This window comes from Ectothiorhodospira marina (assembly GCF_900109495.1).
Taxonomy (GTDB): Bacteria; Pseudomonadota; Gammaproteobacteria; order Ectothiorhodospirales; family Ectothiorhodospiraceae; genus Ectothiorhodospira; species Ectothiorhodospira marina.
The window spans coordinates 13,180-38,459 of record NZ_FOAA01000019.1 but is presented as its reverse complement, the minus strand read 5'-3'; the positions used below and the strand labels follow the sequence as shown (position 1 = coordinate 38,459).

At 61.1% G+C, this 25,280-nt stretch carries 20 protein-coding genes and 1 pseudogene; 8 read left to right on the top strand and 13 right to left on the bottom strand.

What is annotated here, in order from left to right:
- Positions 1-85 precede the first annotated feature (85 nt).
- The 3 genes from BMY52_RS13520 to BMY52_RS13510 all read right to left on the bottom strand — a co-directional run bounded on the left by BMY52_RS13520 (position 86) and on the right by BMY52_RS13510 (position 2,405).
- Entirely contained in the window at positions 86-979 is an 894-nt protein-coding gene (locus tag BMY52_RS13520; RefSeq protein ID WP_143050491.1) for an RnfABCDGE type electron transport complex subunit B, read from the bottom strand.
- Positions 980-1,467: 488 nt separating this feature from the next.
- Positions 1,468-1,890, bottom strand: a complete 423-nt coding sequence (locus BMY52_RS13515) for a DUF1841 family protein (protein WP_090255283.1) — start codon at positions 1,888-1,890, stop codon at positions 1,468-1,470.
- A 53-nt stretch (positions 1,891-1,943) separates the two neighbouring features.
- Positions 1,944-2,405: an RT0821/Lpp0805 family surface protein gene (locus BMY52_RS13510; RefSeq protein WP_090255281.1), complete on the bottom strand. Its 462-nt coding sequence runs from the start codon at positions 2,403-2,405 to the stop codon at positions 1,944-1,946.
- A gap of 184 nt (positions 2,406-2,589) precedes the next feature.
- Here BMY52_RS13510 and BMY52_RS13505 point away from each other — a divergent pair, with 184 nt between their 5' ends.
- From BMY52_RS13505 to BMY52_RS13495, 4 genes are all read left to right on the top strand, one after another.
- The gene (locus BMY52_RS13505; protein ID WP_218140443.1) at positions 2,590-6,432 is read left to right on the top strand and encodes a PAAR-like domain-containing protein; all 3,843 of its coding nucleotides are present in this window, start codon (positions 2,590-2,592) and stop codon (positions 6,430-6,432) included.
- 45 nt (positions 6,433-6,477) lie between these two features.
- A complete protein-coding gene (locus BMY52_RS15230) occupies positions 6,478-7,428 on the top strand; it encodes a hypothetical protein (RefSeq protein ID WP_143050490.1) in 951 nt (316 codons plus the stop codon).
- A 107-nt stretch (positions 7,429-7,535) separates the two neighbouring features.
- Positions 7,536-8,099: a nucleoside deaminase gene (locus BMY52_RS13500; RefSeq protein ID WP_090255279.1), complete on the top strand. Its 564-nt coding sequence runs from the start codon at positions 7,536-7,538 to the stop codon at positions 8,097-8,099.
- Between the two features lie 59 nt (positions 8,100-8,158).
- On the top strand, positions 8,159-8,758 hold the full coding sequence (locus BMY52_RS13495; RefSeq protein ID WP_090255277.1) for a DUF2939 domain-containing protein: 600 nt from the start codon (positions 8,159-8,161) through the stop codon (positions 8,756-8,758).
- A 5-nt stretch (positions 8,759-8,763) separates the two neighbouring features.
- Here BMY52_RS13495 and BMY52_RS13490 read toward each other — a convergent pair whose 3' ends face one another.
- The 5 genes from BMY52_RS13490 to BMY52_RS13470 all read right to left on the bottom strand — a co-directional run bounded on the left by BMY52_RS13490 (position 8,764) and on the right by BMY52_RS13470 (position 12,277).
- Positions 8,764-9,333: an NUDIX hydrolase gene (locus BMY52_RS13490; RefSeq protein ID WP_090255275.1), complete on the bottom strand. Its 570-nt coding sequence runs from the start codon at positions 9,331-9,333 to the stop codon at positions 8,764-8,766.
- Between the two features lie 35 nt (positions 9,334-9,368).
- Positions 9,369-9,983, bottom strand: a complete 615-nt coding sequence (locus BMY52_RS13485) for a BMC domain-containing protein (RefSeq protein ID WP_090255273.1) — start codon at positions 9,981-9,983, stop codon at positions 9,369-9,371.
- A gap of 14 nt (positions 9,984-9,997) precedes the next feature.
- Complete coding sequence (locus BMY52_RS13480; RefSeq protein ID WP_090255271.1) at positions 9,998-10,411, bottom strand: DUF1523 family protein; 414 nt, start codon at positions 10,409-10,411, stop codon at positions 9,998-10,000.
- Between the two features lie 26 nt (positions 10,412-10,437).
- Complete coding sequence (locus BMY52_RS13475; protein WP_090255269.1) at positions 10,438-11,181, bottom strand: tellurite resistance TerB family protein; 744 nt, start codon at positions 11,179-11,181, stop codon at positions 10,438-10,440.
- A gap of 100 nt (positions 11,182-11,281) precedes the next feature.
- The gene (locus tag BMY52_RS13470; protein WP_090255267.1) at positions 11,282-12,277 is read right to left on the bottom strand and encodes an aldo/keto reductase; all 996 of its coding nucleotides are present in this window, start codon (positions 12,275-12,277) and stop codon (positions 11,282-11,284) included.
- A gap of 164 nt (positions 12,278-12,441) precedes the next feature.
- Here BMY52_RS13470 and BMY52_RS13465 point away from each other — a divergent pair, with 164 nt between their 5' ends.
- The 3 genes and pseudogenes from BMY52_RS13465 (at position 12,442) to BMY52_RS15890 (ending at position 16,206) form a co-directional block, all read left to right on the top strand.
- Positions 12,442-15,042, top strand: a complete 2,601-nt coding sequence (locus tag BMY52_RS13465; protein ID WP_177169975.1) for a sensor domain-containing protein — start codon at positions 12,442-12,444, stop codon at positions 15,040-15,042.
- A 36-nt stretch (positions 15,043-15,078) separates the two neighbouring features.
- Positions 15,079-15,546 (top strand): annotated as a pseudogene (locus tag BMY52_RS15895) (diguanylate cyclase domain-containing protein); the annotation flags it as partial.
- A 24-nt stretch (positions 15,547-15,570) separates the two neighbouring features.
- Positions 15,571-16,206 (top strand): EAL domain-containing protein, encoded by a 636-nt coding sequence (locus tag BMY52_RS15890; RefSeq protein WP_342707712.1) that lies wholly within the window; start codon positions 15,571-15,573, stop codon positions 16,204-16,206.
- Positions 16,207-16,223: 17 nt separating this feature from the next.
- On the opposite strand, the gene BMY52_RS13455 is transcribed toward BMY52_RS15890, so the two are convergent.
- A complete protein-coding gene (locus BMY52_RS13455) occupies positions 16,224-17,627 on the bottom strand; it encodes a mechanosensitive ion channel family protein (RefSeq protein ID WP_218140442.1) in 1,404 nt (467 codons plus the stop codon).
- Positions 17,628-17,955: 328 nt separating this feature from the next.
- Here BMY52_RS13455 and BMY52_RS13450 point away from each other — a divergent pair, with 328 nt between their 5' ends.
- A complete protein-coding gene (locus BMY52_RS13450) occupies positions 17,956-18,693 on the top strand; it encodes an SDR family oxidoreductase (protein WP_090255263.1) in 738 nt (245 codons plus the stop codon).
- Here the strand turns inward: BMY52_RS13450 and BMY52_RS13445 are convergent.
- The 4 genes from BMY52_RS13445 to BMY52_RS13430 are packed head-to-tail and all read right to left on the bottom strand — an operon-like array spanning position 18,690 to position 25,097.
- Positions 18,690-19,541 carry a DUF7281 domain-containing protein gene (locus BMY52_RS13445; protein WP_218140441.1) on the bottom strand — a complete coding sequence of 284 codons (852 nt, stop codon included), beginning with the start codon at positions 19,539-19,541 and terminating at the stop codon, positions 18,690-18,692. The genes BMY52_RS13450 and BMY52_RS13445 overlap by 4 nt on opposite strands.
- 23 nt (positions 19,542-19,564) lie before the next feature.
- Positions 19,565-20,815, bottom strand: coding sequence for a hypothetical protein (locus BMY52_RS13440; RefSeq protein WP_090255259.1), 1,251 nt, complete (start codon positions 20,813-20,815; stop codon positions 19,565-19,567).
- The gene (locus BMY52_RS13435; protein ID WP_090255257.1) at positions 20,812-21,435 is read right to left on the bottom strand and encodes a condensin complex protein MksE; all 624 of its coding nucleotides are present in this window, start codon (positions 21,433-21,435) and stop codon (positions 20,812-20,814) included. Before BMY52_RS13435 ends, BMY52_RS13440 begins: the two co-directional genes overlap by 4 nt.
- Positions 21,432-25,097 carry an ATP-binding protein gene (locus BMY52_RS13430; protein WP_090255255.1) on the bottom strand — a complete coding sequence of 1,222 codons (3,666 nt, stop codon included), beginning with the start codon at positions 25,095-25,097 and terminating at the stop codon, positions 21,432-21,434. Before BMY52_RS13430 ends, BMY52_RS13435 begins: the two co-directional genes overlap by 4 nt.
- Positions 25,098-25,280 lie beyond the last annotated feature (183 nt).

The window sequence follows — 25,280 nt, the reverse complement described above, 5'->3', positions numbered from 1 at the left end:
AATTCGGTGTCTTCGCCGTTCCATGCGGGAATGCCACGCGGCCGGTCGCATCGAATCGACCGGCGGAGCTCCAATCTGCGCCGCCTTATACGCGGGGCAGGGGCTCCATGCGGGGCAGGGGCTCCTTGCGGGTAACCTTGCGGGCACCTGAGCCTTTGCGGGGCTCTGCCCCTTCCAGCCAGACGATGGCCCCGGTGGGGCAGCGCTGAATGGCCACGGGAGAGGCCAGGGCGTTTTTGGTGTAGTCGATCACGGCCAGATTCTGCTCCATGCGAATCAGCCCCTCGGGGGCGTCGATGGCGCAGCGACCGCAGGCGGTACAGACCACCTGACAATGGGCCATGGCCTCATCCTGGGGATCCTTGTTCAGGCAGTTGACCCACAGGCGATGACTTTCGGGTTGCAGGCTGAACAGACCCTTGGGGCAGATCTCGATGCAATCACCGCAACCGGTGCATTTGTCGACATCCACCACGGGCAGGCCATGCCGGTCGAGGTGAATGGCACCAAAGTCGCACACGGCCTCGCAGTCGCCCAACCCCAGGCAGCCCCAGGTGCAGCCCTTGCCGCCGCCAGCCACCAATGCGGCAGCGCGGCAGGATTTGAGGCCCTGGTAGCGAGCCCGGGTGGCGGCCACATGGGAACCGCCAGCGCAGGCCAGGCGGGCCACGCTGCGTTCCTGGTCGCCCATTTCAACACCCAGGAAATCGGCAATTTTCTGGTTCATTTCAGCGGCGTTCGCGGTACACCGAGCAGGATCGATGCGGCGCTCCACGAGCGCCTCGGCAAACGGACGGCAACCGGCCTCGCCACATGCACCGCAGTTGGCCCGCGGCAGCATGTCTTCAATTTCATCGATGCGCGGGTCTTCGAAGACGTACAAGCGGCGGTTGGCGAAGGCCAGAATGCCGGCCAGCAACACACCCAGTAACGCCATGAAACCACTGGCCAGCGCGATTTGTAAGGTTGAGGAAGTCACGATCGATCCGGTACCCGAAGAGATCACTCACTTTTTGTGCAGTGAACAATTGATGACAAAAATTACCCTGCACAAACCGTGGGGTCAAGCAATTACAGGACGAAAGGCATTTAAGGGCCGGGATCTGGTGACATTTTTGCGGGTTCGCAACGGAGCGGGGAACCGTCGCGGGTCTGAGACGGGAAACTTCGCCTTCGGATCAGGCACGGCCCGTGGGAGCGGCCCTCGGCCGCGAATGGCGAAGCCGACAGAGGTGCCTGAGTTAGGTCTCGGGGCAGACTCTCCGGCGGGGGGACGCCGTGAATACATCCCTGTAGGCTCTGCAGCCGCTTCCTGCGGCTGAAGCCCGTTGACAGGAACCCGGGCACCCCAAGGTCCGGACAGTTCTGCGTTCTTTTCGGAAGGATATTCGCGGCCGAGGGCCGCTCCCATAGAGGGACTTCAAAGCAGGAGGGGGGGCACCTGTTCCTCGGGGGAAAAACCGAAGATTACAGCTTGCGCACGCACTCCAGGTAGGCCGACTCGTCGGGCGGGCGCCCAAAACGCTGAGCTTCCCATAGGGCCGTACCCAGGCATTCCATCATGGCGTGCTCGGCCTCATGGGCGCCGAGACGGCGCACCAGGCCCTGATAGGCCTTGGCAATACCCGCCGGCCGGTCCATACCCACCTGATCCCGGAGGGCCAGGTGCATGCCCATGTGCAGAAACGGATTGGTGACACCTTGCTCCACGGTGAACTCGGCGGCCCTGGCAACTTCGGGATCCTGGATCTGCGCGTGGTACTCGGGGTGCTCACCGACCAGTTCGGCGATCTGACGCTCCAGTGGCTCCAGCGCCTCACCGGCCTGGTACTTGCGCCAGGCCTGACAATACATGGCGCGCAACTGATCGCGATTCTGGTTGGCGAACATGCAGGAACCTCGGTGCAAAAGCGCTGTGCCGACGGGTGGGCAGCGTTGAAGTGTTACTGATTGATCCAGCGACCCTGGGCATCCCGACAGGCCGTACCGGTGATGCGCTCCTGGGAGCCGTCGATATGGCCTATGACCGTATATTCACGGCAATCGCGCCCACCGGATCGGTAGGTATCCGTGGGGGTGGCCCGGTAGGTGTGGCCGGTGTTGGGGTTCTGCCAGGCGGTGGTGCGATGATCCGGCTGACGCTCCAGGGTGCTGGACAACCGTGCCCGATCCACCTCATCCATGGTACGACCGATGGAACCACCGATCGCCGCCCCGGCCAGCGTCCCTGCAATGATGGCCGCCGTACGCCCGGTGCCGCCGCCGATCTGACTGCCCAATACGCCGCCCAGGGCCCCGCCCACCACGGCACCGGTCTGTTCCTGAGTGGGCCCCGTGGCACAGCCGACCAGACCGACAAATACAGCGGCAAAGATTGCGGTGACAAGGCGTCTGAGGGAAGACATCACGAACACTCCTTGGGGGCAGAAAGGGCCGTCAAGGCCCGACCGGCCGACAGCCTAACAAAAGCGACATACATCTGTATGGATTGGATAGCCCTTTTGTGAGGTGGTTCCAGCCTTCGGACTTGAACTCCGGGAGGGGCCGGGCGATGATCTTGAATATGTCCATGCGCAGGGAAGCCATGTCATGTATCGCTCAGCCAGCGGCGCCTCCAACACGGAAGTACACTTCTTTGACGACTCCGACACAGTCACCATCCTTCGAGGCGGCAGTGTCTCCTGGCGAACGCACAACCCGGGTCTGCTGGGCTTGGGCACGGTGGCCCTGGCGCACGAAGCCATTGGCGTCGCCCATGGTGTGCCGGTCTTCCCTTCACTGGAACACGGTCGCCGTGCCTTGAGGGACTGGCTGGGGCAGGCCCAGATACGTCACCACAGCATCGCCAGCCTGTACCGGCACATCGACCCGGACTGGCAACTACCCTCCTCCCAACCTGACCGCCCAGCACACTGCCCAGACACCGGCCTGGAGGCAGAGCGCAGGGTCAACGCCCTGAATTCAGGCGAACGGGAGGCGGTAGCCCAGGCCATCGAGCGCCATCTGGGCATGGAGGCCGGTTCCGTCCATCGCCAGCCACTGGCCACTCAGGAAGACAAACCCACCCGGGAAATGGCCGCTGCAGGCGGCAATATTGCCATCAACGGTCGCAGCGCGGTGCACGCTGGCTCCCAAGGCCTGCTCACCAGCATTGATGTGTGCCTGACCCGGATCGGCAAGAGTTGCAAGCCGATCCCGTACACCAACGTGGCCAACAGCCGGGACGCCACAGGCACCGCCGGCAGTGTGTTCGTCAATGGCCACCCGGTCTGTCATCGCCAGTCTCGATTCGCCCGCAGCCGGGGCGACGAGGCGGGCAACTGTGGCGGTGTACGCTCTCGCACCCGGCGCGGTTATGCAGAGTTCGTGGGCGGCTCCAGTAACGTGTTCTTCGAAGGCCTGCCAGCCGTGCGGCAGTTTGACCCCATGGTATCCAACTGCCGCAACACCCCACCTGCCCCCCTCATGCAGCCCGGCTGCCAACAAGCACCCGAGCTGGGTCCGGCCTTCTTCGACGACCCGCCCCTCCTGGAACAAACCCACGCACTGCGGCTTGATGTGGACCTGGACCGAGCCCTTGGGCGCGGGCTGGAGGTGACTGCCCTGCCCCGGGGCGACCTGGATCAGCCGGTCAGCGCCTATCCGCACCCCGTGGACAATCACCGCAATGCTCACACCCTGCTGTTCACCGGCTTGCCCGGACAGGCAGTGGACCTCGTGCTGCCACTGCATGATTTGCATCATGGTGTGTACCGCGTGCCTCTGGCCCAGGACATCACGGTTCAAAAATGGGATCCAGACAAGGACCCCACCCTGGAGTCAGGGCGTCATGTACATCAACTGGTGGCCGTCGCCTTGCACCGGCCCCTGGATATCCAGGGTATCGAGCATGGCGCCATCCGACCGGGTTGCCGAGTGTATATCTTTCGTAATGGGCATTTGTGGCGCGAACTGGAAGCCGGCCCGGAGGGAACCTGGCTGGAGGTGAATCTTGAAGTCTGGCAGGGAAAGGATGAGCGCCCGGCGCAATGCCCTGTGGGCGCCCGCTTACTGTTCCCGCATCGCATGGATGGACAGGTGTTCGATTACCAACTGGCACTGAGTGAGCCGCAATGGAACTGGGCCCGCATCGAATCCTTTGGAGGGCTGGCGCCGGATGATCCCAGGACAATCGCCCCCTCCAGCGAGGCCGAGGCAACACACCAGGCGACGACCAACGCCGCGTCACACCCACGATGCCTTGCGCTGAACCTCGGACGCGAAGCGGTACGCAGGGGCCGGCTCGGTCGCGGCGGTCAGCCCGGGGGCAGCCCCCGCCCCCTTTTGGCTTTCCAGCCTGAGTCGAGCGAGGCCGTGGCACTACGGGAGGTCAACGGCCTGATCACCGCCCTGCTGCCGGATCCACTTCAACAAGCCCGGGATCTACGCCAGTCCATGGATGCCTGCCTGGAGGATCTGGCCGAGGCGGAACAATCCGCCATTGACGGCGAACGCGCCCTGGGCACCCTGATCCAGCGCCTCATTCAGGTTCAGCCCGATCTGCAGCGTCAGGTGGACGTACCCCGCATGAATCGCACCCTCCATGCCTGGGATCAACGGGCAAAGGATGCCGCCCGGCGCTTCCAGGCCTTGAATGAGGATCTGCTGTCCTTACTCCAGTCACCCCATTACGCCAAAGCCCTTGAGGACTACACCAGGAGCCCCTGCACACACGACCGTGCCTTCGGACTCCTGCAATGGATCCACTGCATCCGTGATCTGGACAGCGACACATCCCTGCCCTATCTGAGATGTTTTCTCGACCCCCAGGCCAACACCCTCCCCGTCCTGGGCCAGGAAGACCCCGAAACCCGCCAATCCCTCATCGACTGGTCCACCGGCAACCAATGGCTGGAAACCACCGAACCCCGAATGAAGCCCTTGCTGGAGATCGATCGATTGCAGTTGGCAACCTTTGCACCGGATGCCCTGAATCGGTTGATTGATGCTTTGGCGGAGGCGGCCATGACCGGTAAAACTCATTTCAACTCGGCGACCCTACTAAAGATCGCGGAGCTAACAAAGCGTATTGCAGACATCGAACTCCAAGTCAATCACTCCACCCTCTCCGCATACATCAGTTTCGCCCGATCAACCCAACGACACGATCCTTATAAATTTTATCCTTCCAAGCTTACAGCCAGCCAAAAAACTGAGCGAAGCATGGTGCCCGCGCTAATGCCAAAGAGCACAAAGACTCTAGGGGAATTAAGCCAAACAATCCGGAATGACCTCACCTACAAAACTGCTCTAGGTGCAACATTAGGCACTATAATGACCATCAACCTGCTGCTAGCATTGCAGAAAACAGAAGAAGCATTTAAGAATGAAAAAGCTGCCTCAGTAATTTCTGCAAGCGCAAACTTAGTGGCTTTTTTCTTAAATGAATTCCAGCATTGGGTACAGCACAAACCCTCCATCACTTCAGCTCATAGATCATTTAGTAACGTAACAAGTGTAAACCTAATCTACGCTCACAACCGCTTCAACCACTTCGGCCATGCAAAACCTGCCGGAGAATTAGCCACCTCTCATATCCATAGCCCCCAAAGGCACCTATTACAGTTTCTTGCCAAAGCCACAACACACATTGCCTTGAGCGCTGATATTTATCTTGGAGCAGCCTACATCTATTCAGGCATAACTAACAACAACTACCAAAGAGCGAGCGGGGGTACGTTAATCCTAGCAGGCGGACTGCTCGGATTAATTAGTTTCGTTACCCCTAAAGCAATTCTACTTGGCAGCCTAATATTAAGCACTGCGGGCATAGCACTCACCTCAAACTCAAAAACAACCAAACTAGAAAAACAAATTAAACAAAGCATTTTCGGCATCAAGCACAGCCAAGAACCATCTCCCACAACCACTCAGGCGCGCGCACGCGAAGATGCTACTAAGATTCTACGCACCATCTCTGAACCCAAGATTTGTGTAACAATATATCGAGTAGACATCCCCTTTCACGAAAGACCCCAGTGGAATATCACAACACAAAAAAAGACAGCACATAATTCGAAAACTACAGCAATAATTGAAATCATGATTGAGCCAGGACTAATTGCCCCAACCTATTCAACATTAGAAGGAAAGATTGAACTTAATGAACCAAAATTAATACACCCAATCGCAGATATGCTAATTCAAGAAAAATTCACTCAGGGTCACCTACAAGAACTCCGCGCACACATAGAAACAGAAACATATAACCTAATTTATGGCGCCAGCTTCACGTTTAAAATAAACACCACCCCAGCAAACGAAGAACTACAAATCACTCGAACACTGAAATGGCCCGGCAATGACACAGAATCCAGCACAATGTCAACACACGAGGCAAATAGGCTAAGACGCCTAGGCATGCCTAAAATATCTGCACCCCAAACAAAATAACACTATCAATAATCGCACCCAGCACACCAACCGGGAGCATAAATAATGGCAATTATCAGAGCTAAAGGCTCATCACCATGGCTAGAACTAGCCAACAATAGAAATAATGTAGGATTCTCAAGCGAACATGACGAGGCCATTCTCTCCAGTAATATCAAAACCCAAGACAATGACATAGCCACCCATTGGCCTAGCCCAAGCTGGGAAGAAGGAGACCTTTTGATCTATGGACACTTCACAGGAACCATCACTTTTTTCACTATTGGAGTGGGAATCGTCATAACCGCCATCTCAGTAACACTTACTTCGATCATTGATCAAAAGTTAAGCATAGCCGCAGCCTCACTGGGAATCTTGCCTCTTGGGGTAGCATTATCGTGGATATCTCTAAGAATTCCCGCAAACCGCTTCATAGTTTTTGGCCGATCTAACCAATTGACGTACATCCCGAAAAAATTCACCTCCAGACACGACTCCATAAGATGGAAAGACACTTCCTTCTTTATTTTTGATGAAAATTACTTAACCAGGCTAAACACCTACTCAAACACCAATATCACACTTGTACCACCGCCGCTAGATGGAAAAAAGGGCGAGGTTCCAGGACCGTATGGAATTGGCCGCTTAATATTTCTACAAGGACTCCATGTAAGACATTACAACTCCGCAGAAGCGGAAGCCATCTACCGCTACATTGTAGCTTTTATGACCCAGCCACCTGACAAAGGCATTCTCCGAGAGATCCAGCAAACAGAACAGGCGATTTGCAACGAGGAATATGACGGGGACCGTGACGCGATGCGACGGCATCTCGGCTGGTTCTGGTACCGCCTCGACCTAGAAAAACTTCCCAACCAACCCAACTGGATTCGTCATCCCAATGGGCGTTGGGAAAGGACCGGCCCTGGGGTCAAGGTGCTTCGGCCCTGGTGGGACAACCTGATCAAGCCGCGTCGCATTCCGAAAAATCAGGGCACGGAAAGACCGGGCACATGAAACCATGTGCGAGCAATTGACACACAACCCAACTGGCCAGTGTTCCCCAAAGCGTGAATGCGGCATCATGTCCACCCAGATGCACTGACACGGGTCTTGAGATCATCATGGACATGCCAGAGCTGAAGATACGGTTGCCCGAGTGGCTGCTGGAGAAGCTGAGCGGAGACTGGATGCCGCTGCATCACGAGGAGGATCAGATGCGCTTCGTGATCTCGCTGGCCAGAGAGAACGTCACTCAAGGCAGCGGCGGGCCTTTCGGCGCCGCAGTGTTCGATGCCGAGGGGCACTTGGTGGCGCCGGGCCTGAACCTCGTGACCAGCGCCCATTGCTCCATCCTGCATGCAGAGATGGTGGCCATGGCCCTGGCACAAAAACGCCTCGGCAACCACGATCTAAGTGATGGCGGCCGACTGCATCACACCCTGGTCACCTCCGCCGAGCCCTGCGCCATGTGCCTGGGGGCCATCCCCTGGTCCGGGGTCTCCCGGGTGATCTGCGGCGCCCGGGATGAGGATGTGCGCGAGATCGGCTTTGACGAAGGGGCCAAACCCGACCACTGGACCGAAACACTCACCCAGCGCGGCATCCAGGTGCAACGGGATGTATTACGGCCCGAGGCCACCCAGATCCTGCAGGCCTACGTGGAATCCGGCGGCGCCATCTATTGAGCACTGGCTCAAACAGGCTTTGACACTCTCGTCTCGATCCGGAGAATACCGCCCTTTGAATGAGACTGAGCGTCACGCTCCTGCCCGCGGCAATCCGGGCGCCCAGTATCACCGCTGCAACCTCTCGGACCCTCACCGCCATGAAGATGCTCATCAAACCCCTGACCGTCCTGGGCCTGCTGGCCATGGTCATCGGCGTGTTCTACTCTCCTTATCACGCCGTGGATCAGATGCGGGAAGCGGCCGAAGCCCGAGACACCGATCGCCTGTCCCGCTATGTGGATTTCCCAGCGGTACGTGAGGATGTGCACGAGGCCCTCCGCGACTCATTGTCCGGTGAACTCAACCAGGCCATGCGCGACAGCCCCTTCGCTGCCATGGGCCTGGCCGTGGCAGACGCCCTGCTCAGGCCGTTGGTGGATGCTGTGGTCTCCCCCGCGGCAGTGGGCGCCATCCTGCGCGGCTACATGCCCGTGGCAGACGGCACGAAGGGTATGGAACTTGAGCCGCGGGACGATGTGCAGATCTCCATGGGCTACGAGGCATTCGACCGCTTTGTGATCAGTATTGCCGAGGAAGATGGCGAAACCGTGGACATGGTGCTGTACCGTGACAATCTTTTCTGGTGGCGTCTCGCAGCCCTGCGCCTACCGTTTTAGCCGGCTCAGGCGCAGGCCTCGAGCACGCTGCGCAGGCGGCGTGTCTTTTCCACCATGCGATAGGTGGATCGATTGTTGTTGTAGCGGGAAACATGCATCAATGGCACCCAGATAACCTGGTGAGACTCATCATTGCCGGGGATGGGCATGTCATCATCCATCTCCACCAGAAAACGCACGTCGAAATGTTCATGCCGCGGGCCGCGGGGACTGGCCGGGATCACATGGATGTCGAGATCGAAGATTGCCTCACTCACCAGGCGAATATGGCTCGGCTCCACGCCGGTCTCCTCGGCAGTTTCGCGAAGGGCCACCCTCAGGATGTCGGCATCGCCATCAGCATGCCCCCCGGGCTGGAACCACTGGTCGTGCTTGCGATGATGCATCAACAAAACCTGGTGTCGGTCGGAGCTGACCACCCAGGCCGAGCCGGTGACATGCCCCGGCCAGAGGTCGCAGTGGAAACAATCCTCATGGGCGTCAACAAAGGCCCGAGCGCGATCCAGATGAGCCGACTCTTCGATGAAGCGCGTTTGATGGCGGGACAGAAGCCCCAGCAGTTCCCGACGATGCATGGCCAGGCTCCCTTGTTCAGTTGGAGTCGTTCGGTTCAGATCCCGGCGGGGCTTTCGATGGCCGCCAGGGCCGCCTGCGCGGCCTCGTCCACATCCGCCTCGCTGCCCGAAAACGTGAGCCGACCGAAGGCACCCACCGCCCGCACATCGATCAGCTGAATGCTGGCAGCCTTCTCCGCCTGGTTGGCGGCATACACCACGTAACCCGCCGGCTCGGTCTCCAGGATGAACATGCTTTGCCCCGGCAAGATCATGGAGCCACGACGATTCTGGCGGTTGATGAGCACGCTATGGTCCGGCGTGATCCCGCGAATCACCTCCTGCCAAGCCACCCGACAGGTCTCTCGATCCTCCTGGCGAGCCCCCAATCGGGAGAGCAGCATGCGTCCGGCCTCGCGCACGTCGCTCTGATCTCGCTGATGGATCACCATGGAGCCATAGGCCCGCTCCACCACCTGCTGGGCCAGTCGCACCCGCGTCGCCTTCAATGCCATATCGGTGAGCCGATGTACGGCCATCCCCGGCGATACCTCGATCCACAGGCAGGCATCCCCAGGCACCGGCAAAAACCCCTGGGAGACGGTGGCCATGTATTCGGCCAACTGCGGCTGGAGCGAGTCCATGAAGACGTAGGTTCGAAGCTTGATCATGCGGTGCATCCAGCCTATGGGTTATCAGGTTCCGAATCCGGGGAGCGCGATACTGCCTGTAGACAACGATCCGGCGCCTCAATGGAGGTGGCATTGGGGAACATGCTCATAAACGAAATACGCCAGCCGTAACCGTTGACCACCACGGGGACTTCCGGGCACTGCTCCTTCACCCGACGTGCAACAGACTGCAGGTCCGCCGAGTCGAATTTGAAATACGGCGGAAGGAATCCAGCATCCTCATTGCGGAAGATCAGTGTCTTGGAGGTGCCAGCATAGACCGACTCAATACGATACTGGATGTCCCTTCCATCGCCAGTAGTGCCGGTAATCTGCACCTCCCACGAGTTCGGCCCCCACCGAAACCAGGTGAAAGACACAACAGCAATCACAACAATGATCAGGACAACGAGAATTTTTTTCTTCATGGCTGGCTCGAAACGATTAAACGCCGCTATGGTACTCCTGTCGCTTCATCACGACCAAGACGTTCCAACTCATCCACAACCTCTTTGGGCAATGCAAGCGCCCGGGCCAGTTGATCGAGCCAGGCGCGCTCCATGGGGTTTTGCTCATTCACCACCGCGACGCTGACCAGATACACCTCGCGCGCTGCCTGAGGTGAATCCACCTGGGCCGCCAGGGCCTGGGCATCCAGTGGCTCACGAAGCTGACGCTCAGTCCAGGCATGCAATTCCTGATCTGCCCCCAGCGCATCGATCTGTTCAGTGATCAGTGCGCGCTCCTGATCATCAATGTGACCATCGGCACGGGCCGCCATGATCATGGCCTGCAGGAGTTCAAGACTTCGACGCTCACGAGGCTGATCAGCCAGGCGCTCCATCGGCTGGCCGTCCGCCGGCGCGGCGTTGTTAGCCCCTTGTGCGTTCTGCCAGGCCTTCAAGGCCAGCGCCCCAACGCCAACAAGTGCGCCGTATTTCAGTGCCTTCCCACCCAGCTTGCGACCACGTTTGGAACCCACCAGCAATCCCAGGGCACCGCCGCCCAGCAGGCTCTTCATATCCAGGCCCAAACCGCCCCCCTGCTGGGCGGACCCAGTACCCCCGCCGCCACCCAACTGACGGGAAAACCCTCCCAGCAACCCGTTGATGTCTGCCCCTCCACCGCCCCGTTGAGAGCCCATTGATTGACCACCAGCCTGCTGCAGCAGCTGGTTCAATATTTTGCTGGCATTCATCGCCTTCTCCTCATCGGGTAGACCGTAAGCGTGTAGACCCCATCCCAGGCACGGGGTTTCCTCTGGCCCGCACGGCGCGGGTTGCTCCCGCGACCGATCGTTAATGACCTGAACGCGCGGGGGGTGCCATGAACTCAGGGCCCACCGGATCGGTGACGTGGGTGCCGAGGATGCGGTCGATCTCTTCACGATCTTCCGGAGTCAGTTTCAAATCGGTCACACGGTGGACAGAGGCCACCTGGTCGGGGCGGCGGGCGCCCCAGAGGGCAATATCCGCGCCTTGATCCAGCAACCAGCGCACGGCCAGATGCAGAACATCGCTGCCGAAGCGATCCCGGGCGAACCCCTGCAGGGCCTGGACCGCGGACAGGTACTGGGCAAAGCGCGGCGCCTGGAACTTGGGGTCGGACTGACGCAGGTCGTCGCCTTCAAAGGTGGTATCAGGTCCCATACGACCGCTGAGCAGGCCACGGCAGAGCGCACCGTAGGCAAGGACGCCGATACCATTATCGCGGCAGTAGGGCAACACATCCGCCTCGATACCCCGCTCGAAGAGGTTATAGGGCGGCTGGCAGGTATGCAGCGGGCCGACCTGGCGAAAGGCATCCATCTGTGCGGGGCTGAAGTTGCTCACGCCCACGGCGCGTATCTTGCCCTCCTGCAACAGCCGGGCCATGGCCTCGGCCGTCTCCTCAACAGGAATCGTCGGGTCGGGCCAGTGGACCTGATAGAGGTCGATGTAATCCGTCTGTAGCCGGCGAAGGGAGTCCTCCACCTCCGCGCGGATGCGCTCGGCGCCCGCGTTACGGAAGACGGCCTCCTCTGCGGTCCACTCCAGGCCCACCTTGGTGGCAATGAGGATGCGGTCGCGACCACCGCGGCGGCGGATGGCCTCGCCCACCAGTTCCTCGGACTTGCCAAAACCGTAAACGGGCGCCGTATCGATGAGGTTGATACCCTGATCCAGGGCGGCATGAATGGTACCGATGGAGGTTTCGTCATCGGTGCCACCCCACATCCAGCCGCCGATCGCCCAGGTGCCCAGAGCAATACGTGAGGCCTCGAAAGGGATGTTCGCGAGCGTGGTGGTTTCCATGCTGCCTCCTGTTGCCATTAAGGTCGTTGACTGGTGTTGCACTCCATTGCGCGTGATTGCACGGGGCCCCGTCAAGAGTGAAGGCCAATGACGAAGACCGAAGGACTGTGACTGCTGCCCGGCTCGCGTTACCCTTGCGGATCAGCTTCAACCGGACAACCAGCGTGGACAGCAAGCGCTTACGCGAGCGAACTCAGGCCATTCTGCGGGATACCCTCGCATGGTTGCGCCTTCGCGTCACGCGATCTGGAGATGCCCCCCGAACACCGGATGACTGCCGCGCCGCCCCTCCAGACCTCACAAACCGTGAGGCCGAGGAAGCCCTGCGGGACAATGAGGCAAGCCTGACCCAGCTCCTGGATACCGTGCCGGACATCTCCATTCAGGGTTACCGGCTGGATGGAACGGTGGTTTACTGGAATCCCGCCAGCGAGCATCTGTATGGCTATTCTGCCCATGAGGCCCTGGGCGCCAACCTGGCAGACCTCATCATTCCGCCGGAGGATCTAGATATCTTTGCCCAGCGCATGCGACAGGTGCGTGAAGGCGTCAATCTGCCCCCCTCGGAGATGCTGGTCCTGCGCCATCGGGAGGGACACCCCGTGAGAGTGCTCTCCTGCCATGTGCTGGTGCCCCATGCCAAGGATGGCTCACGCCTTTACTGCATGGACATGGACATGACGGCACGACTCCGGGATCAGGAATGGCTATGGGAGGCGGTACAGGGTGGCAACGTGGGCTTGTTCGAGTGGAAACCCGACGGAACCGTGATGCTCTCACGGGAACTCAAGGCACAACTCGGCTACCAGGATCACGAACTGCCCAATGATCTGGAGGTTTGGCGATCGTTGATTCATCCGGACGAACAGGAAGAGGATATTCGTCTCTTTGAGCAGTACACGCGTCAGCCAACGGGGCGATTTCGTATCGAGGTGCGCATGCGCCATCAGGCTGGCGAATGGCGGTGGATCCTCTATCAAGCCTCCCCCGTTTATGGCGTGGATGGACGCTTGAGCAAGATCCTGGGTTCCAGCCTGGACATCACCGAGCGCAAACTCGCCCAGGAACACAGCGAGCGACTGGCCTATGCGGTGGAGCAAAGCCCCGCAGTGGTGATGATCACCAACACTGATGGCGTGATTGAGTACGTGAACCAGCGGTTCTGTGACATCAGCGGTTTTTCACGTGAGGAGGTCCTGGGGCGGCGTCCGGGAATACTGCGCTACAGCGACAACAACATCAAAAAATATCACCCACTATGGAAAAGCATCCGCAGCGGCGAAACCTGGGAGGGCGAGTTCAACAATCGCACGCGCTCGGGTGAGCCCTACTGGGAGCAGGCGAGGATCTCACCCATCCGGGACGCTCAGGGCAAGGTGACGCACTACATCAAGCTGGCGGAGGATATCTCCGATAAGCGCGCCCTGACCGAGCGCCTGGAATACCTCGCCTTTCACGACCCACTGACCGGCTTGCCCAATCGCAGCGTGATGCTGGATCGGATCGGTCAGGCAATCGCCCAGGCCCGGCGGGACCAGCATGCCCTGGCTGTGGTCTTCATCGACCTGGATGATTTCAAGGTGGTCAACGACTCCCTGGGTCATGCCCAGGGCGACCAATTGCTGACACAGATCGCTCAACGCCTGCGCGCCCTGCTGCGCGAGGGAGACACGGTGGCCCGTTTCGGCGGGGATGAGTTCATCTTGCTGCTATCCAAGCTCAAGCATGTGCAGGGAGTGATCCCGGTGATCGAAAAGCTTCAGGCGGAGCTGAGTCGCCCCGTGTCACTGCACTCCCACCAGGTGTTCGTAACCGTGAGCATGGGCATCGCCGTCTACCCTGGCGACAGTGATCGCCCCGAGGAGCTGATACGTCATGCCGATGCAGCCATGTATCGCGCCAAGGCCGAGGGTCGACGTTGTTATCATTTTTACACCTCGGAAATGGACGCGGCACTTCAGGAACGCATGGAACTGGACCAGGCCATGCGCCAGGCGCTGGAACGAAATGAATTCCATCTTGTTTACCAGCCCCGAGTGGATCTGGTCAGTGGGTGCGTGCTCAGCCTGGAAGCCCTGGTGCGCTGGCGTCACCCTCAATGGGGCATGATCTCACCGGGGCGTTTCATCCCCTTGGCGGAAGAGACCGGATTCATCCTCGCCCTGGGGCCTCGGATCCTGCGGCAAGCCTGCGAACAGATTCGCGCCTGGAAGGCCCGGGGCATTCCCACGGTGCCCGTGGCGGTCAACCTGTCGGCTCGCGAGTTCCAGCAGCCCGATATCATCGAACGCATTCTAGCCGCGCTGAACAACACGGGTCTGGACGCCTGTGACCTGGAGATCGAGATCACCGAGAGTGCAGCCATGAGTTCCGTTGAGCAGACCATCCGCATCCTGACCGACCTCAATGGCCATGGGGTGCGCGTCTCCATCGATGACTTTGGTACCGCCTATTCCTCGCTCAATTATCTCAAGCGCCTGCCAGTACATGCCATCAAGATCGATCAATCCTTCGTTTCCGACATGAAGGTTGACCCCGCAAACCACCCCGAGGATGCCGCCATCATCCGGGCCATTATTGGGCTGGGCGAGACGCTCGGCATGAAGGTCATTGCCGAGGGCATTGAAAACACCGTGCAACGGGATTTCCTGCTGGATCATGGCTGCCTGCAGGGACAGGGCTACCTGTTCAGCCGCCCGGTACCAGCCGAGGCGGTGGAGCAATTACTGGTGAACGCCAAGACCCCGGACACAGGCAACACCTGACCGTGCTCACGTGCCCCCCGGCTCGCCTACCTCGCTTACTACGATGAACTCACCGGGCTCGCGAACCGCAACCTTTTCATCGAGCGCGTATCGCAGTACATGAAGACCGCCGCAGCCGCTGGGCATTCTCTCGCCCTCTTTCTGGTGGACCTGGAGCGGTTCAAATATTTCAATGACAGCCTCGGCCGCCCGGCGGGGGACGCCTTACTGCGACACGTGGCCCAGTGGCTCACCCACGGCATCGGAGATGCCAGCCTGCTCTCACGGATTGGTGCAGACCAGTTCGCGATGGTGCTTCCCAAAGTCCGCAGCGAAGTGGACGTGGCGCGGGTGCTGGAGAAGTTGATGGCGGTTTTTCAGGATCGATCGTTCAACCTGAAGGACGACACCTATCGCGTGGCCGCGAGAACTGGCGTGGCGCTGTTTCCCCAGGACGGCAAGGAGGCCGACGCCCTGTTCCTGAACGCCGAGGCGGCGCTGAAGAATGCCAAGGCGGGCGGCGACCGCTACCTCTTCTATTCGCACAAGATGACCAAGGCCATGGCCGGCAAATTGATCCTGGAAAACCAGCTACGCCAGGCGATCGACCGGGAGGAGTTCGTGCTGCACTACCAGCCCAAGGTGAGCTTTGCCAGCGGCAAGCTCGTCAGCGCCGAGGCGCTGATCCGCTGGAACGATCCGCGCACCGGGCAGGTGCCGCCAAGTCAGTTCATCCCGGTGCTGGAGGAAACGGGGCTGATCTACGAGGTGGGCCGCTGGGCGCTGCGCAAGGCGATCGCAGACTACCTGAGCTGGCTGGAGAAAGGGCTGCCTGCGGTGCGTGTTGCGGTCAACGTATCGGCACTGCAGCTACGCAGCGTCGGCTTCATCGCTGAGCTGGAGCAGGCACTCGCCGTCGATGCGCGCGCCGCGGCAGGCCTCGAGCTTGAGATCACCGAGAGCCTCACAATGCGGTGGCGGAGGGCGTGGAGACGGAGGAGCAGTCGCGCCTGCTGCGCCTGCTGGGTTGCGACGAGTTGCAGGGCTACCTCGTCAGCGAGGCGCTGCCGGCGGAACTCTTCAAGACCCGCTTCCTGGTGCCCGGGAGGTCCGGCGAGCGTCTGGTTTCAGACTGAGACCTACAGTAGCGGAGAAGATGAAGATGATGGGGAGACGGTGTCTTGATCGATTGGCTCGCGCCTTCACTTGGTATCGGGGGGCGTCAAGAGATTCTCCCCGGGGGTCCAGGACCGGCGCGCCTGTTTCTGGATCTCCCTGGCTTCACTTTGCAGGCCTGCTTCTGCCTTGGTTGCGACGGTCTTGGGTTCGGCAGACGGCCTCGTCAGAGTGGAGTCGACGGGGTCCGCAGCCTGTTCACCCTCTATCGTGCGTACAGGTACAGGCATGCTGTGAGGGAAGATGACTTCGTTAGCCGTGTCCGCCAGTGAGATGCCTGCATCCTGAAAGGCCCGTTTGACGAGTCGAATGACGGACGATTTCACTTTCACCCAGCTGTGGCGACCACCATCGAGCCAGAAATACACACGCAGGTTGACCGTGGCCGATCCAAGATCTTCCACCAGCACCATGGGTTCGGGCTCATTCAAGACGGCCGGATGTTCAGCGAGCACCTTCAAGGCGACTTCCTGAGCAAACGGGATGGAATTCTTGTAGCCGATCCCCACGATGAAATCATCACGGCGATCAGGATTGCTTGTGAAGTTACGGAGTGTGCTCTTGAAAACGGTTGAGTTGGGGACTTGCACTTGATTGCCGTCGAGTGTCATCAGAATAGTGGTGCGGGAAGTCAGTCGCTGGACGTAACCCGTGACACTGGCCACTTCGACCAGATCGCCCTCACGAAACGGCTGCTGCAGGCTCAGAAAGAGACTGGCAAGAAAATTCTCGGTAATGTCACGAAATGCGATGCCCACCACCAGCCCGATCAGGCCTGTGCCACCCACCACTGTCAGCGCCAGTTGTGTAAGTCCGGCGATCCGCAGCACAAGGTACAAGCCGGCAAGCATGACCAGTATGCCACCTGCCCGAGCCAATACTTCGCGCAAGAGCTGGCTGAGGGGACGCGCTCGAAGTCGGCGACGCAGGATGAACACCGTTAACCTGGCGAGGATCCAAGAAACCACAATGACGCTCACCGCCACCACGATCAGCGGCAGCGATCGAACGAGACCGCGTGCTAGATCACTCAATACCCGAAAGGCTGGATTGAAATCCCAAACCGTGCTGGGAGCCACCTCGATTTCATTGACAACGGCCACGACACCTTGTGTATTCTTCGCCAACTCTCCGGCCCACTGCCTGGCCTCGTCATTTTCCGTCGTTCCTTCCAGGAACACGATTCCTTCCCGGACACTCACTTCGGGCCCGCTGAACCAGCCTGTCGCACCAAGGATATCCGTGATCCGTTGCCGGATCTGGTCATCCCTGGCAATGGGCTGGACCTCGACTCTACCCGGGGGCTCGGGTGTACCATCGGAGAGAGTGGATCGGACCGACCGATCCTCGCTACCGGACGGCTGGGCAGCCGCTGAGTCGAATGTGAAGACGGCGCAGCACAGCAGCGTGGCGCAAATGAGTCTGGCCACCCGAGACCAGGAAACACCCCCGGTTCGAACCCACAACGGCCCGTCACATCGAGGAGTTCCTCCATTTCGGCTCTGCCCGTACAGTAACTCGCCCGGCAAGAAACAGACCACGCCGATATCCCTCCCTGTGAAGCCGAATGCCAGCACTCAAAGATACGCCAAGTCATCAACCAGAAGTATGGCACGCTACCGACTCAGGCACAGATGTGGCTCGACCCGCCCCCAAGCAGCATGAGGGGTTGTTAACGTAAAATCGATTTTCCTGCCGCGATCACGCTCCACGTGATGCGCTTGCAGGGATTTTTCCCGATCCAGAGGAGTAGCACCCATGTCAGAGATCAATGGCAAGGTCGTCATCATTACCGGTGCCAGCAGTGGCCTCGGCGAAGCCGCCGCCCATCGCCTGGCCAAGGGCGGGGCAAAACTCGTCCTCGGTGCCCGCCGTGAGGATCGCCTCAAATCACTGGTGGATGCCATCGTCGAACAGGGCGGCGAGGCCATCTACCGCGTCACCGACGTGACCGACCGCGATCAGGTTGAGGCGCTGGCCGCCGCGGCCAAGGAGACCTATGGCCGCATCGACGTACTGATCAACAATGCCGGCCTGATGCCGCTGTCCCCGCTCGATCAACTCAAGGTCGACGAATGGGAGCAGATGGTCGACGTCAACATCAAGGGCGTGCTCTACGGCATCGCCGCGGTGCTGCCAACCATGCGCGAGCAGCATTCGGGCCACATCATCAATCTATCCTCCGTGGCCGGTCATGTGGTCTTCCCCTCGGCGGCGGTCTACTGTGCCACCAAGTATGCCGTCAAGGCACTGTCCGAAGGGATTCGCCAGGAAGGCGGCGAGGAGATCCGCTCCACCAACATCTCGCCCGGAGCCGTGGCCACCGAACTGACGTCCACCATCAGCGACCCCGACACCGCCAAGGGCGTGAATGAGCTCTACGAGATGGCCATCGATGCCGATGCCATCGCCCGGGCGATCATCTACGCCATCGAGCAACCAGCGGATGTCGACGTGAACGAGATCATCATCCGCCCGACCAGGCAGCCGCTCTAGGCAAACACCGCAACAGCCGCCAGGCGGGCACCGAACCATTGTTGGCGCAGGCCGCGCTGCTGCTGAAGCAGGATGGCCAGATAGCCAGCAAGAGGGTGCCCCGAGGGCAGGCGAGCCGCGTGGTCACGCAGGGTGGGCTGGTAGGGCTGCTGCTCTGCCGGCAGGTGCTCGACTGTGGCATGCTCGGCCAACCAGGCGATGGGGGGCAGCAGCAGATCGGTGGCGCCGCTGCTCAGGGCGTTGTGAAGGCCAGCCACATCAAAATCGCCGAAGTAAACATGCGGCCTGCCCGTGCTGGCCCAGGCCTGGCCCAACCTGGCAAAGCCACCACCATAATGACTGTCGCCACGATAGAGCGGCAGTGGACGGGACCAGCGCGCCAACGCGGGAAGGTCGGGGGCCAGGTCGTAGAAGCTGTCCAGGTTCTCCACCTGCACGAGGACATCGAAGGCGGAGAGGTCGATATGGCGCCAGTCAAGATCATGGACGTCCCGGGGTGCCGGGGCGATACCCGGCAGCGGGGTGGCGGCGGGCAGGCTGACCAGCACGCGATGGTCCCGCGGACTTTCGCGTACACCCTTCTCCTCACGGTTGCCGTGGCGGGCCTGCTCGGCAGTCGTCAGGCCGCTGAGGTTCGCCTCAATGCTCGGTAGCCCCGAGGCCACCAGGGCTTCGTTGATCTGCGCCAGCAGTTCGCGGTCGAAGCGCAAGGTTCGGTTGGAACACCGCATGCCCAGCACCACATCGTGCTCATGGCACCAGGCCTCGATCTCCGCCATGACCTTGCCACGGCGGGATTTGTCCACGCAGGGCTCATGGCGCAGCTTCTTGCGCACTTCACGGAGCACCCTGTAAGCAACCGGTGACAGGCTCATGCCGGCAGCAGTGCCAATTGCAGTTGCACATCGTGGATCAGATACAGATGGTTGAAGGGGCTGGCCTGGGTTTCCACCTGACGCAACCGGAAGGCACGCTGTTCACTGCCAGGCAGACCCTGATAATCGGCGATCACCTGGAAAAGCCAGATCTCCGGGTCCCACTCCAGATCACTTTCCTGCAGATACGCCAGCGCGCTCAGCGCCTCACCGTCATGATCCACCACCGCCAGGTAGAACCCCTCCACATCCTCCCTGAGGGCCTGCTGGCGTGCGGTCACCCGGGTGTCCTCGGGCAGTTCGGCGGCGCCGGCGGCAGTGACCGGCTCCGGGCGTGATGCGGGCCGAGGCAGGTGGTGAATCAGCTCAGCGACCAGACGGGCATCAGCATCGTGGTCCAGGGCCACGGCACCCGCGGGCATGATGGGCGCTGCCCGATTGATCAGTTCCGGCACCTGGCTGCGCAGGGCGTAGTTGCCGGGCACGAAGTTCGGGTGCTCACGCAAAAACCCGACCATGCCGGCCACCAGGCGGCTGCGCGCCTGCTGTTGACGGAAGCGCGCCATCAGCTCGATCAGCCGCCGCTGCACCTCCCGCAGGCTGGTGTAGTGGTGGGTGAGTTGCTGCTGCAGACCGCTGACCAGTAGCTTGCGCAGGGCGCCATCGCTGCCCACCAATTCGATCAGTTCGTCGAATTTGATCAGTTCCAGGCCGTCCAGCAGGCGCACGATCTGTTTCTGGGCGCGCTCGTTCTCGCGGATCTTGTCGCCCAGGCGACTGACGAAACCAAAGTCGCTGTTGAGCCGCCGCCACAGGCTGTCGATGGCGTCGGCAAAGCGGCCGTTCAGGTCGTCCACCTCCTGGCGCAGGCGCAGAAGCTGCTGTTCCTGACGCCAGTACTCGCCAGCGTCGCGGGCCTCCCGATAGCTCTGCACCAGCGTGCGCACCAGCTCGAGCGTCTCGGCCACGTCGGCATTGACGTGGCGACGGGTCTCGTCGGCCAGCATCTCGGCGATCAGCTCACGCACTTTGGGGGCCAGCTTGACGCCACTGTGTTCGTCGGGCCGCCACAGGATGCGCGCCGCCAACAGTCGATTCAGCGCGGTGGTGCTCAACCCTTCCAGCGGCACCTCATCGCAGGCGTAGCCGGCCATCAGCGTCTCGGCATGCTTGCCCAGCAGCGCCAGGCGCTCGACACCGGTGCTGATCAGCCGGCTCTCCAGGGCATGGGGATCGCTGCCGCTCATAGCAGGCTCTGTTGAGTGGGCGCCTGATCTTCGATGGGCAGATTCTCCTCATCGCGGATGAATCGGACCAGGTCGATCAGGTAGTCGATCTTGCCGGTCACCACGTAGTACTGGCGATCGGCATGGGGCTGCTGCAGGTAACCGTGTTCCTTGAGGCGCTTGAAGACCTGCTTGAGCTGGGCGTCCAGCTGGTCACTCTGGGAGCCGAAGAAGGGGTCGGAGGCCAGCCGCTCCAGGCGCTCACGCAAGCCCTGGTGGTCCTCGCAACGGGAGCTGAAGTCGGCGGGCTTGAGCACGTCACCGGGGCCCGCCAGGCCATCACGGCCCAATGCCTCCTGTACCCACTGCAACCACTCCAGCATCGGCATCAGGCTCCCCACGGTGTCGCCCAGCTGGCGCGAAAGCTGCTCCCGGGCGGCCTCATCGAGCCGCAGCCAGGCGAGGAAGTAAACCGTGCCGTCGGTGTTGGTGGCCAGGCGACGATTGAGCGGACGCAGGTAGGCGTCGATCTGTTCGCGGATCGACTCATCCTGAAGATGACGAAAGGCGGCCTCGTCACTCACCGCGCAGATGAAATCGCCGGCCAGCAGGCGCTCCAGCAAGGGACCCTGTTCGATCATGGCGCCACCTCCTCGGCGCGGGCCTGAAGGCGCTGAGCCAGGCGGCTCAGGCGCGGTTCGATGCGCTTGAGCCGGCGTTTGCCGGAGTCCGACGCATCGCGGTCAATCAGGTAGCGGTTGTGGAACAGCAGCAGCACGTCCGACTCCGGGTTGGGGAAGGCGCCGACAATATGGATGCGGTTGTTGTCGCAAGCGTTGAAGATCTTCTCCACGTTGGGATAAGCCAGGGTACCGATCTCGTCGATGGGCCAGTGAATGGTCACTTGGGCTTCGCCGCGCAGCAACCGGGTGAAGGCCAGCAGGAACTTGCAGAGGATCAGGTAGGCCATGCCGTGACTGGAGGACTCCAGCAACTGGCGGTCGCTCTTGATCACCAGGTCCGTGCCCCCCTCGTTCAGGTGGAGCTCCAGGCGCAACAGACTCTCGAAGCTGTACTGCTGATCGCTACGCAACAACTCCACCACGTCGGCCAGGGCATCCAGATAATCGTCGCCCGGCAGCGGCTGGCCGGAGTCACGCCACTCCCGGTAGTGCTGGGTGAAGCGCTTGAGCGGCTCCCAGAAACCCAGCTCATCGATGGTGGACTGGATCTTCACCTCGGCGCGGCCGATGCCCTCCAGCTTGAGGTCATCGGCCACCTCGTCGGAGAGGCGTCGGCTCTGGGCGTTGATGCGTCGGTTGAGGTCGCGGAACACGGTGAAGAATTTGTCCAGGTCGTCCCCCATGTTGCGTCCTTCCTGCTGGAGTTGCTCCTGTCGGCCCTCCAGCAACTGGAGCATGCCCGCCAGTACGCCGAGCATGCGCCGGGGGCTGGTGTCTTCAAGCCGGGCGCGCTCCGCATCCAGGGTCTCATGAAAATCCGCACTGGCGCCCTTGATGAGGTCGGACTCCATGTTCTGACAGCCCTGACGCAGTTCGTCCTGGGTGCGAACGTGATCCGCCAGCCCCTGACGGACGCGCTCGATGCGCTCTGAGACATCCCCTGGAACCTCGCCCTGGGATGCCGGCGCGTAGTCCAGGTGCAGCGCATCGAGCCGGGTGAGCAGCGGTGCGAGGGTGTCGACCAGCTGCTGTTCAGCAGCGCGACGTTTCTCGAGATCAGCGATCGCTGCCCGATGTTCTTTCCGAGCCGTCTCGAACTGCTGCTTGAGCTGCTCCCGCTCGCGGATGGCGCTCTGGTGCTCGCGACCAAGCTCGGTCTGCCGGGCTATCAGGTGCGGCTTGCGCTCGCCCCAGTCCACCCGCATGAAGCGCGTGTAGGCTTCGAGTTCCTCACGACGGCCCTCGGTCTGACGAATACGTTGCTCTAGTGCTTTAGAGCGTGAGCGGGTCTCGTTGAGGCTGGCGGTGTCCACGCCCTGCTCGGCCAATTCACGCTCGAAGGCGGCCTCGAGCTCCTCGCGCTGACGGCGGTTTTCTTTCTTGAATTCGGCCAACTGGCACCGATGCTGGGCGATTTGCTCATCAAAACCGGCGAGAAGCCCCTGGAATTCGTCGTTGAGCGCCCGGCTCTGAGCATGGTGGGTTTCGGCCAGCGCCTGCAGTGACTGCTCCCGCTCCTCATTCAGTGCCTGCTGCAGAGTCTCCTGTTCTTCGAGGGCCTCGCGGCAGGCAGCCCGACGTGCCTGACGGGCCGCATCGTGGCGCTGTTGGCACTGGCTGCGCGCCTGCAGGGCATAGTCCACCTCTTCAGCGGCGTGGCGGTGTGCGGTGCGGGCACGATCGAGGCGTGCAGAGGCCTCCTGCACCTTATCGTTATGGGCCTTGAGCGCCTTCTCGGCCGCCTCTTTGGCCTTTCCCGCCTGGTTCAGTGCCTGCTGGGCAGTCTCGATCTCGGCCAGCAAGGTGGTCTCATCCCAGGCATGATCCGGCAGGGCGATGGCAGCGAGATCCACCACCAGCCCATAAAGATCATCGCTGGCAGCGTCGTTGAACTGCGGGGCCAGGTCGCGGCGCTCAAGCAGTTCCGGGGCGATCACCTTGCCGAGACTCTGCTCCCAACCCGGGCGGTGGTGGCGCAGAAAATGGCGCAGGCTGCCCTGGGCAGGATCCCGCTGGATCAGCAACCCATCAAGGCGCAGTTCGGCCCGGGAGCACTGCTGACGGGCAAGCTCCAGATCCTGCTCGGCAGGATCGCGTTCACGCTTGCGCGCCTCGAGTTCGCCGCGTACCGCCTCCACTGCGGCGGCGGCCGCACTTTGTTCGCTCTGAGCCTGGTCGACCCGGGCCTGGACCTGCTGGGCCTCGTGGGCCTCCTCGGTTGTCTGGCTGTCATGGGCCAGCTGGGCCTTGAGTTCGGCAAGCCGGGTGGCGCCCTCATCCAGGCGGCTGCGGTAACCATCATCCAGTGCCTTTCGGCGGTCCTGATAGTCGGTCTCTAGGCGCTGTTCCTTTTCACTCCGGGCCGCTCGGCAGGCTTCCTTCTCCTTGTCGAGGGCATCGATGCGCGCCTGGGTCTCATCGCCGCGGCGTTCGAGCAGGTCGCCAAGCTCCACCAGCCGGGCATTCAGGCGTACCCTGCTCTCCTGCGCCGCCTGCTGCATCAGTTCCAGGTGATCACGCAGTTGCTGCCACTCCTCGCGCCAATGGGGCAGTGCCTCAAGGTCGCGCTCAAGCCCGGGCATGTCGGCCTCCTTGAAGGCCTCGAACTGACGCTGCAGGTCGTCGAGCACGCGTCGCGTCTGATCCAGTTCGCTGTCCAGCTCGCTGATGCGGTCGTTGAGGGCGCCACGGGCTTCTTCATGGGCCTGATCGCGCTCCTGGAAGTCACGTCGCAGCGCATTGAGCCGGCCCTCAAGGTCAGCGCCGGCGCGCTCGGCACGGTGGAGGTCGGCCTTGAGCTGGGGCCGAAGCTGACACAGCGACACCTCCAGATCCGCGACCTCACGATCGAGCCGCTGCAGTTCTCCCAAGGTGCGTTGCAGAGGGGCCAGACGCATGGACTGACGCATGCGGGCGATCCACTCCCGGGCCTTGGTGTTGCGGATGCGGGTCACCGGCAACTCGACGCCATCCTCCTCGAAGATGGCCGCCAGCATGGTCTTGAGGGTGTCCATCTTGCCCTCCTTGGCATGCACCGCCGAGACCAGTTTTTCCATGTGACGGATGCGCTGCCCCGCACGCACCAGGCTGAAGCGAGCCGCCATCTGGCGTAGGCGCAGTGCCTCGCGACTGTTGCCGTATTGCTGGGTGAAATCGTTCTGAATCACCGCGCGATATTCGGAACTGGCAGCGAGTTTCTGCGACACCTCGACACCCTGGCGGCGCAGGCCGTTGGCCCACTGGGCATAGTCCAGTGCGGTCACACCACCCTCGCTCGTGACCAGGTAGTCCTCGGGGCGATAGGGCCCACTGACGAAGCGATATTCCACGCCGCCGTCGCTCTTGCGGGTGAGTATCGCCTGACAGACGTCGCCCGCTTCACGACGGTATTCGTAGACCAGATAGCTGTTACGGTGCGGCAAGTAGAAGGAATCGAACTTCTGCCGCGTTCTGGGCACCACCTTGTTGGGCAACTCACCGTAGAACACCGGCACCAGACGCTGCAGGGTGGTCTTGCCCGAGGCGTTGGTGCCACAGATGTTGGTGTGGCCGTCCACATCCAGCTCGACCACCCCCTCAAGATGGCCGTGAATCATCACGATGCGTAACAGGTGCGCCATACCGCGTTCCGGATCCCTAGACGTTGAAGGTGCCTATCTTGCCAGAGACCCGGACACGATGTGGCCCCGAGACATCCGGGTAGGTGGAATTGCGGCTGAACGAGGGGATCCTCTTTTCCAGCGGCCGCGCCGAACTCTTGCCAGAGGGGGGCGACTGCTGGAGACACTCGTCCCGTTGTTGAG

What these genes read in the sequence shown, in the direction of transcription:
- BMY52_RS13475 (WP_090255269.1), bottom strand. Translation starts at nt 11,181, where the DNA reads ATGAATGCCAGCAAAATATTGAACCAGCTGCTGCAGCAGGCTGGTGGT.
- BMY52_RS13430 (WP_090255255.1), bottom strand. Translation starts at nt 25,097, where the DNA reads ATGGCGCACCTGTTACGCATCGTGATGATTCACGGCCATCTTGAGGGG.
- BMY52_RS13480 (WP_090255271.1), bottom strand. Translation starts at nt 10,411, where the DNA reads ATGAAGAAAAAAATTCTCGTTGTCCTGATCATTGTTGTGATTGCTGTT.
- BMY52_RS13440 (WP_090255259.1), bottom strand. Translation starts at nt 20,815, where the DNA reads ATGAGCGGCAGCGATCCCCATGCCCTGGAGAGCCGGCTGATCAGCACC.
- BMY52_RS13485 (WP_090255273.1), bottom strand. Translation starts at nt 9,983, where the DNA reads ATGATCAAGCTTCGAACCTACGTCTTCATGGACTCGCTCCAGCCGCAG.
- BMY52_RS13450 (WP_090255263.1), top strand. Translation starts at nt 17,956, where the DNA reads ATGTCAGAGATCAATGGCAAGGTCGTCATCATTACCGGTGCCAGCAGT.
- BMY52_RS15890 (WP_342707712.1), top strand. Translation starts at nt 15,571, where the DNA reads ATGACCAAGGCCATGGCCGGCAAATTGATCCTGGAAAACCAGCTACGC.
- BMY52_RS13505 (WP_218140443.1), top strand. Translation starts at nt 2,590, where the DNA reads ATGTATCGCTCAGCCAGCGGCGCCTCCAACACGGAAGTACACTTCTTT.
- BMY52_RS13470 (WP_090255267.1), bottom strand. Translation starts at nt 12,277, where the DNA reads ATGGAAACCACCACGCTCGCGAACATCCCTTTCGAGGCCTCACGTATT.
- BMY52_RS13490 (WP_090255275.1), bottom strand. Translation starts at nt 9,333, where the DNA reads ATGCATCGTCGGGAACTGCTGGGGCTTCTGTCCCGCCATCAAACGCGC.
- BMY52_RS13515 (WP_090255283.1), bottom strand. Translation starts at nt 1,890, where the DNA reads ATGTTCGCCAACCAGAATCGCGATCAGTTGCGCGCCATGTATTGTCAG.
- BMY52_RS13435 (WP_090255257.1), bottom strand. Translation starts at nt 21,435, where the DNA reads ATGATCGAACAGGGTCCCTTGCTGGAGCGCCTGCTGGCCGGCGATTTC.
- BMY52_RS13510 (WP_090255281.1), bottom strand. Translation starts at nt 2,405, where the DNA reads ATGTCTTCCCTCAGACGCCTTGTCACCGCAATCTTTGCCGCTGTATTT.
- BMY52_RS13495 (WP_090255277.1), top strand. Translation starts at nt 8,159, where the DNA reads ATGAGACTGAGCGTCACGCTCCTGCCCGCGGCAATCCGGGCGCCCAGT.
- BMY52_RS15230 (WP_143050490.1), top strand. Translation starts at nt 6,478, where the DNA reads ATGGCAATTATCAGAGCTAAAGGCTCATCACCATGGCTAGAACTAGCC.
- BMY52_RS13500 (WP_090255279.1), top strand. Translation starts at nt 7,536, where the DNA reads ATGGACATGCCAGAGCTGAAGATACGGTTGCCCGAGTGGCTGCTGGAG.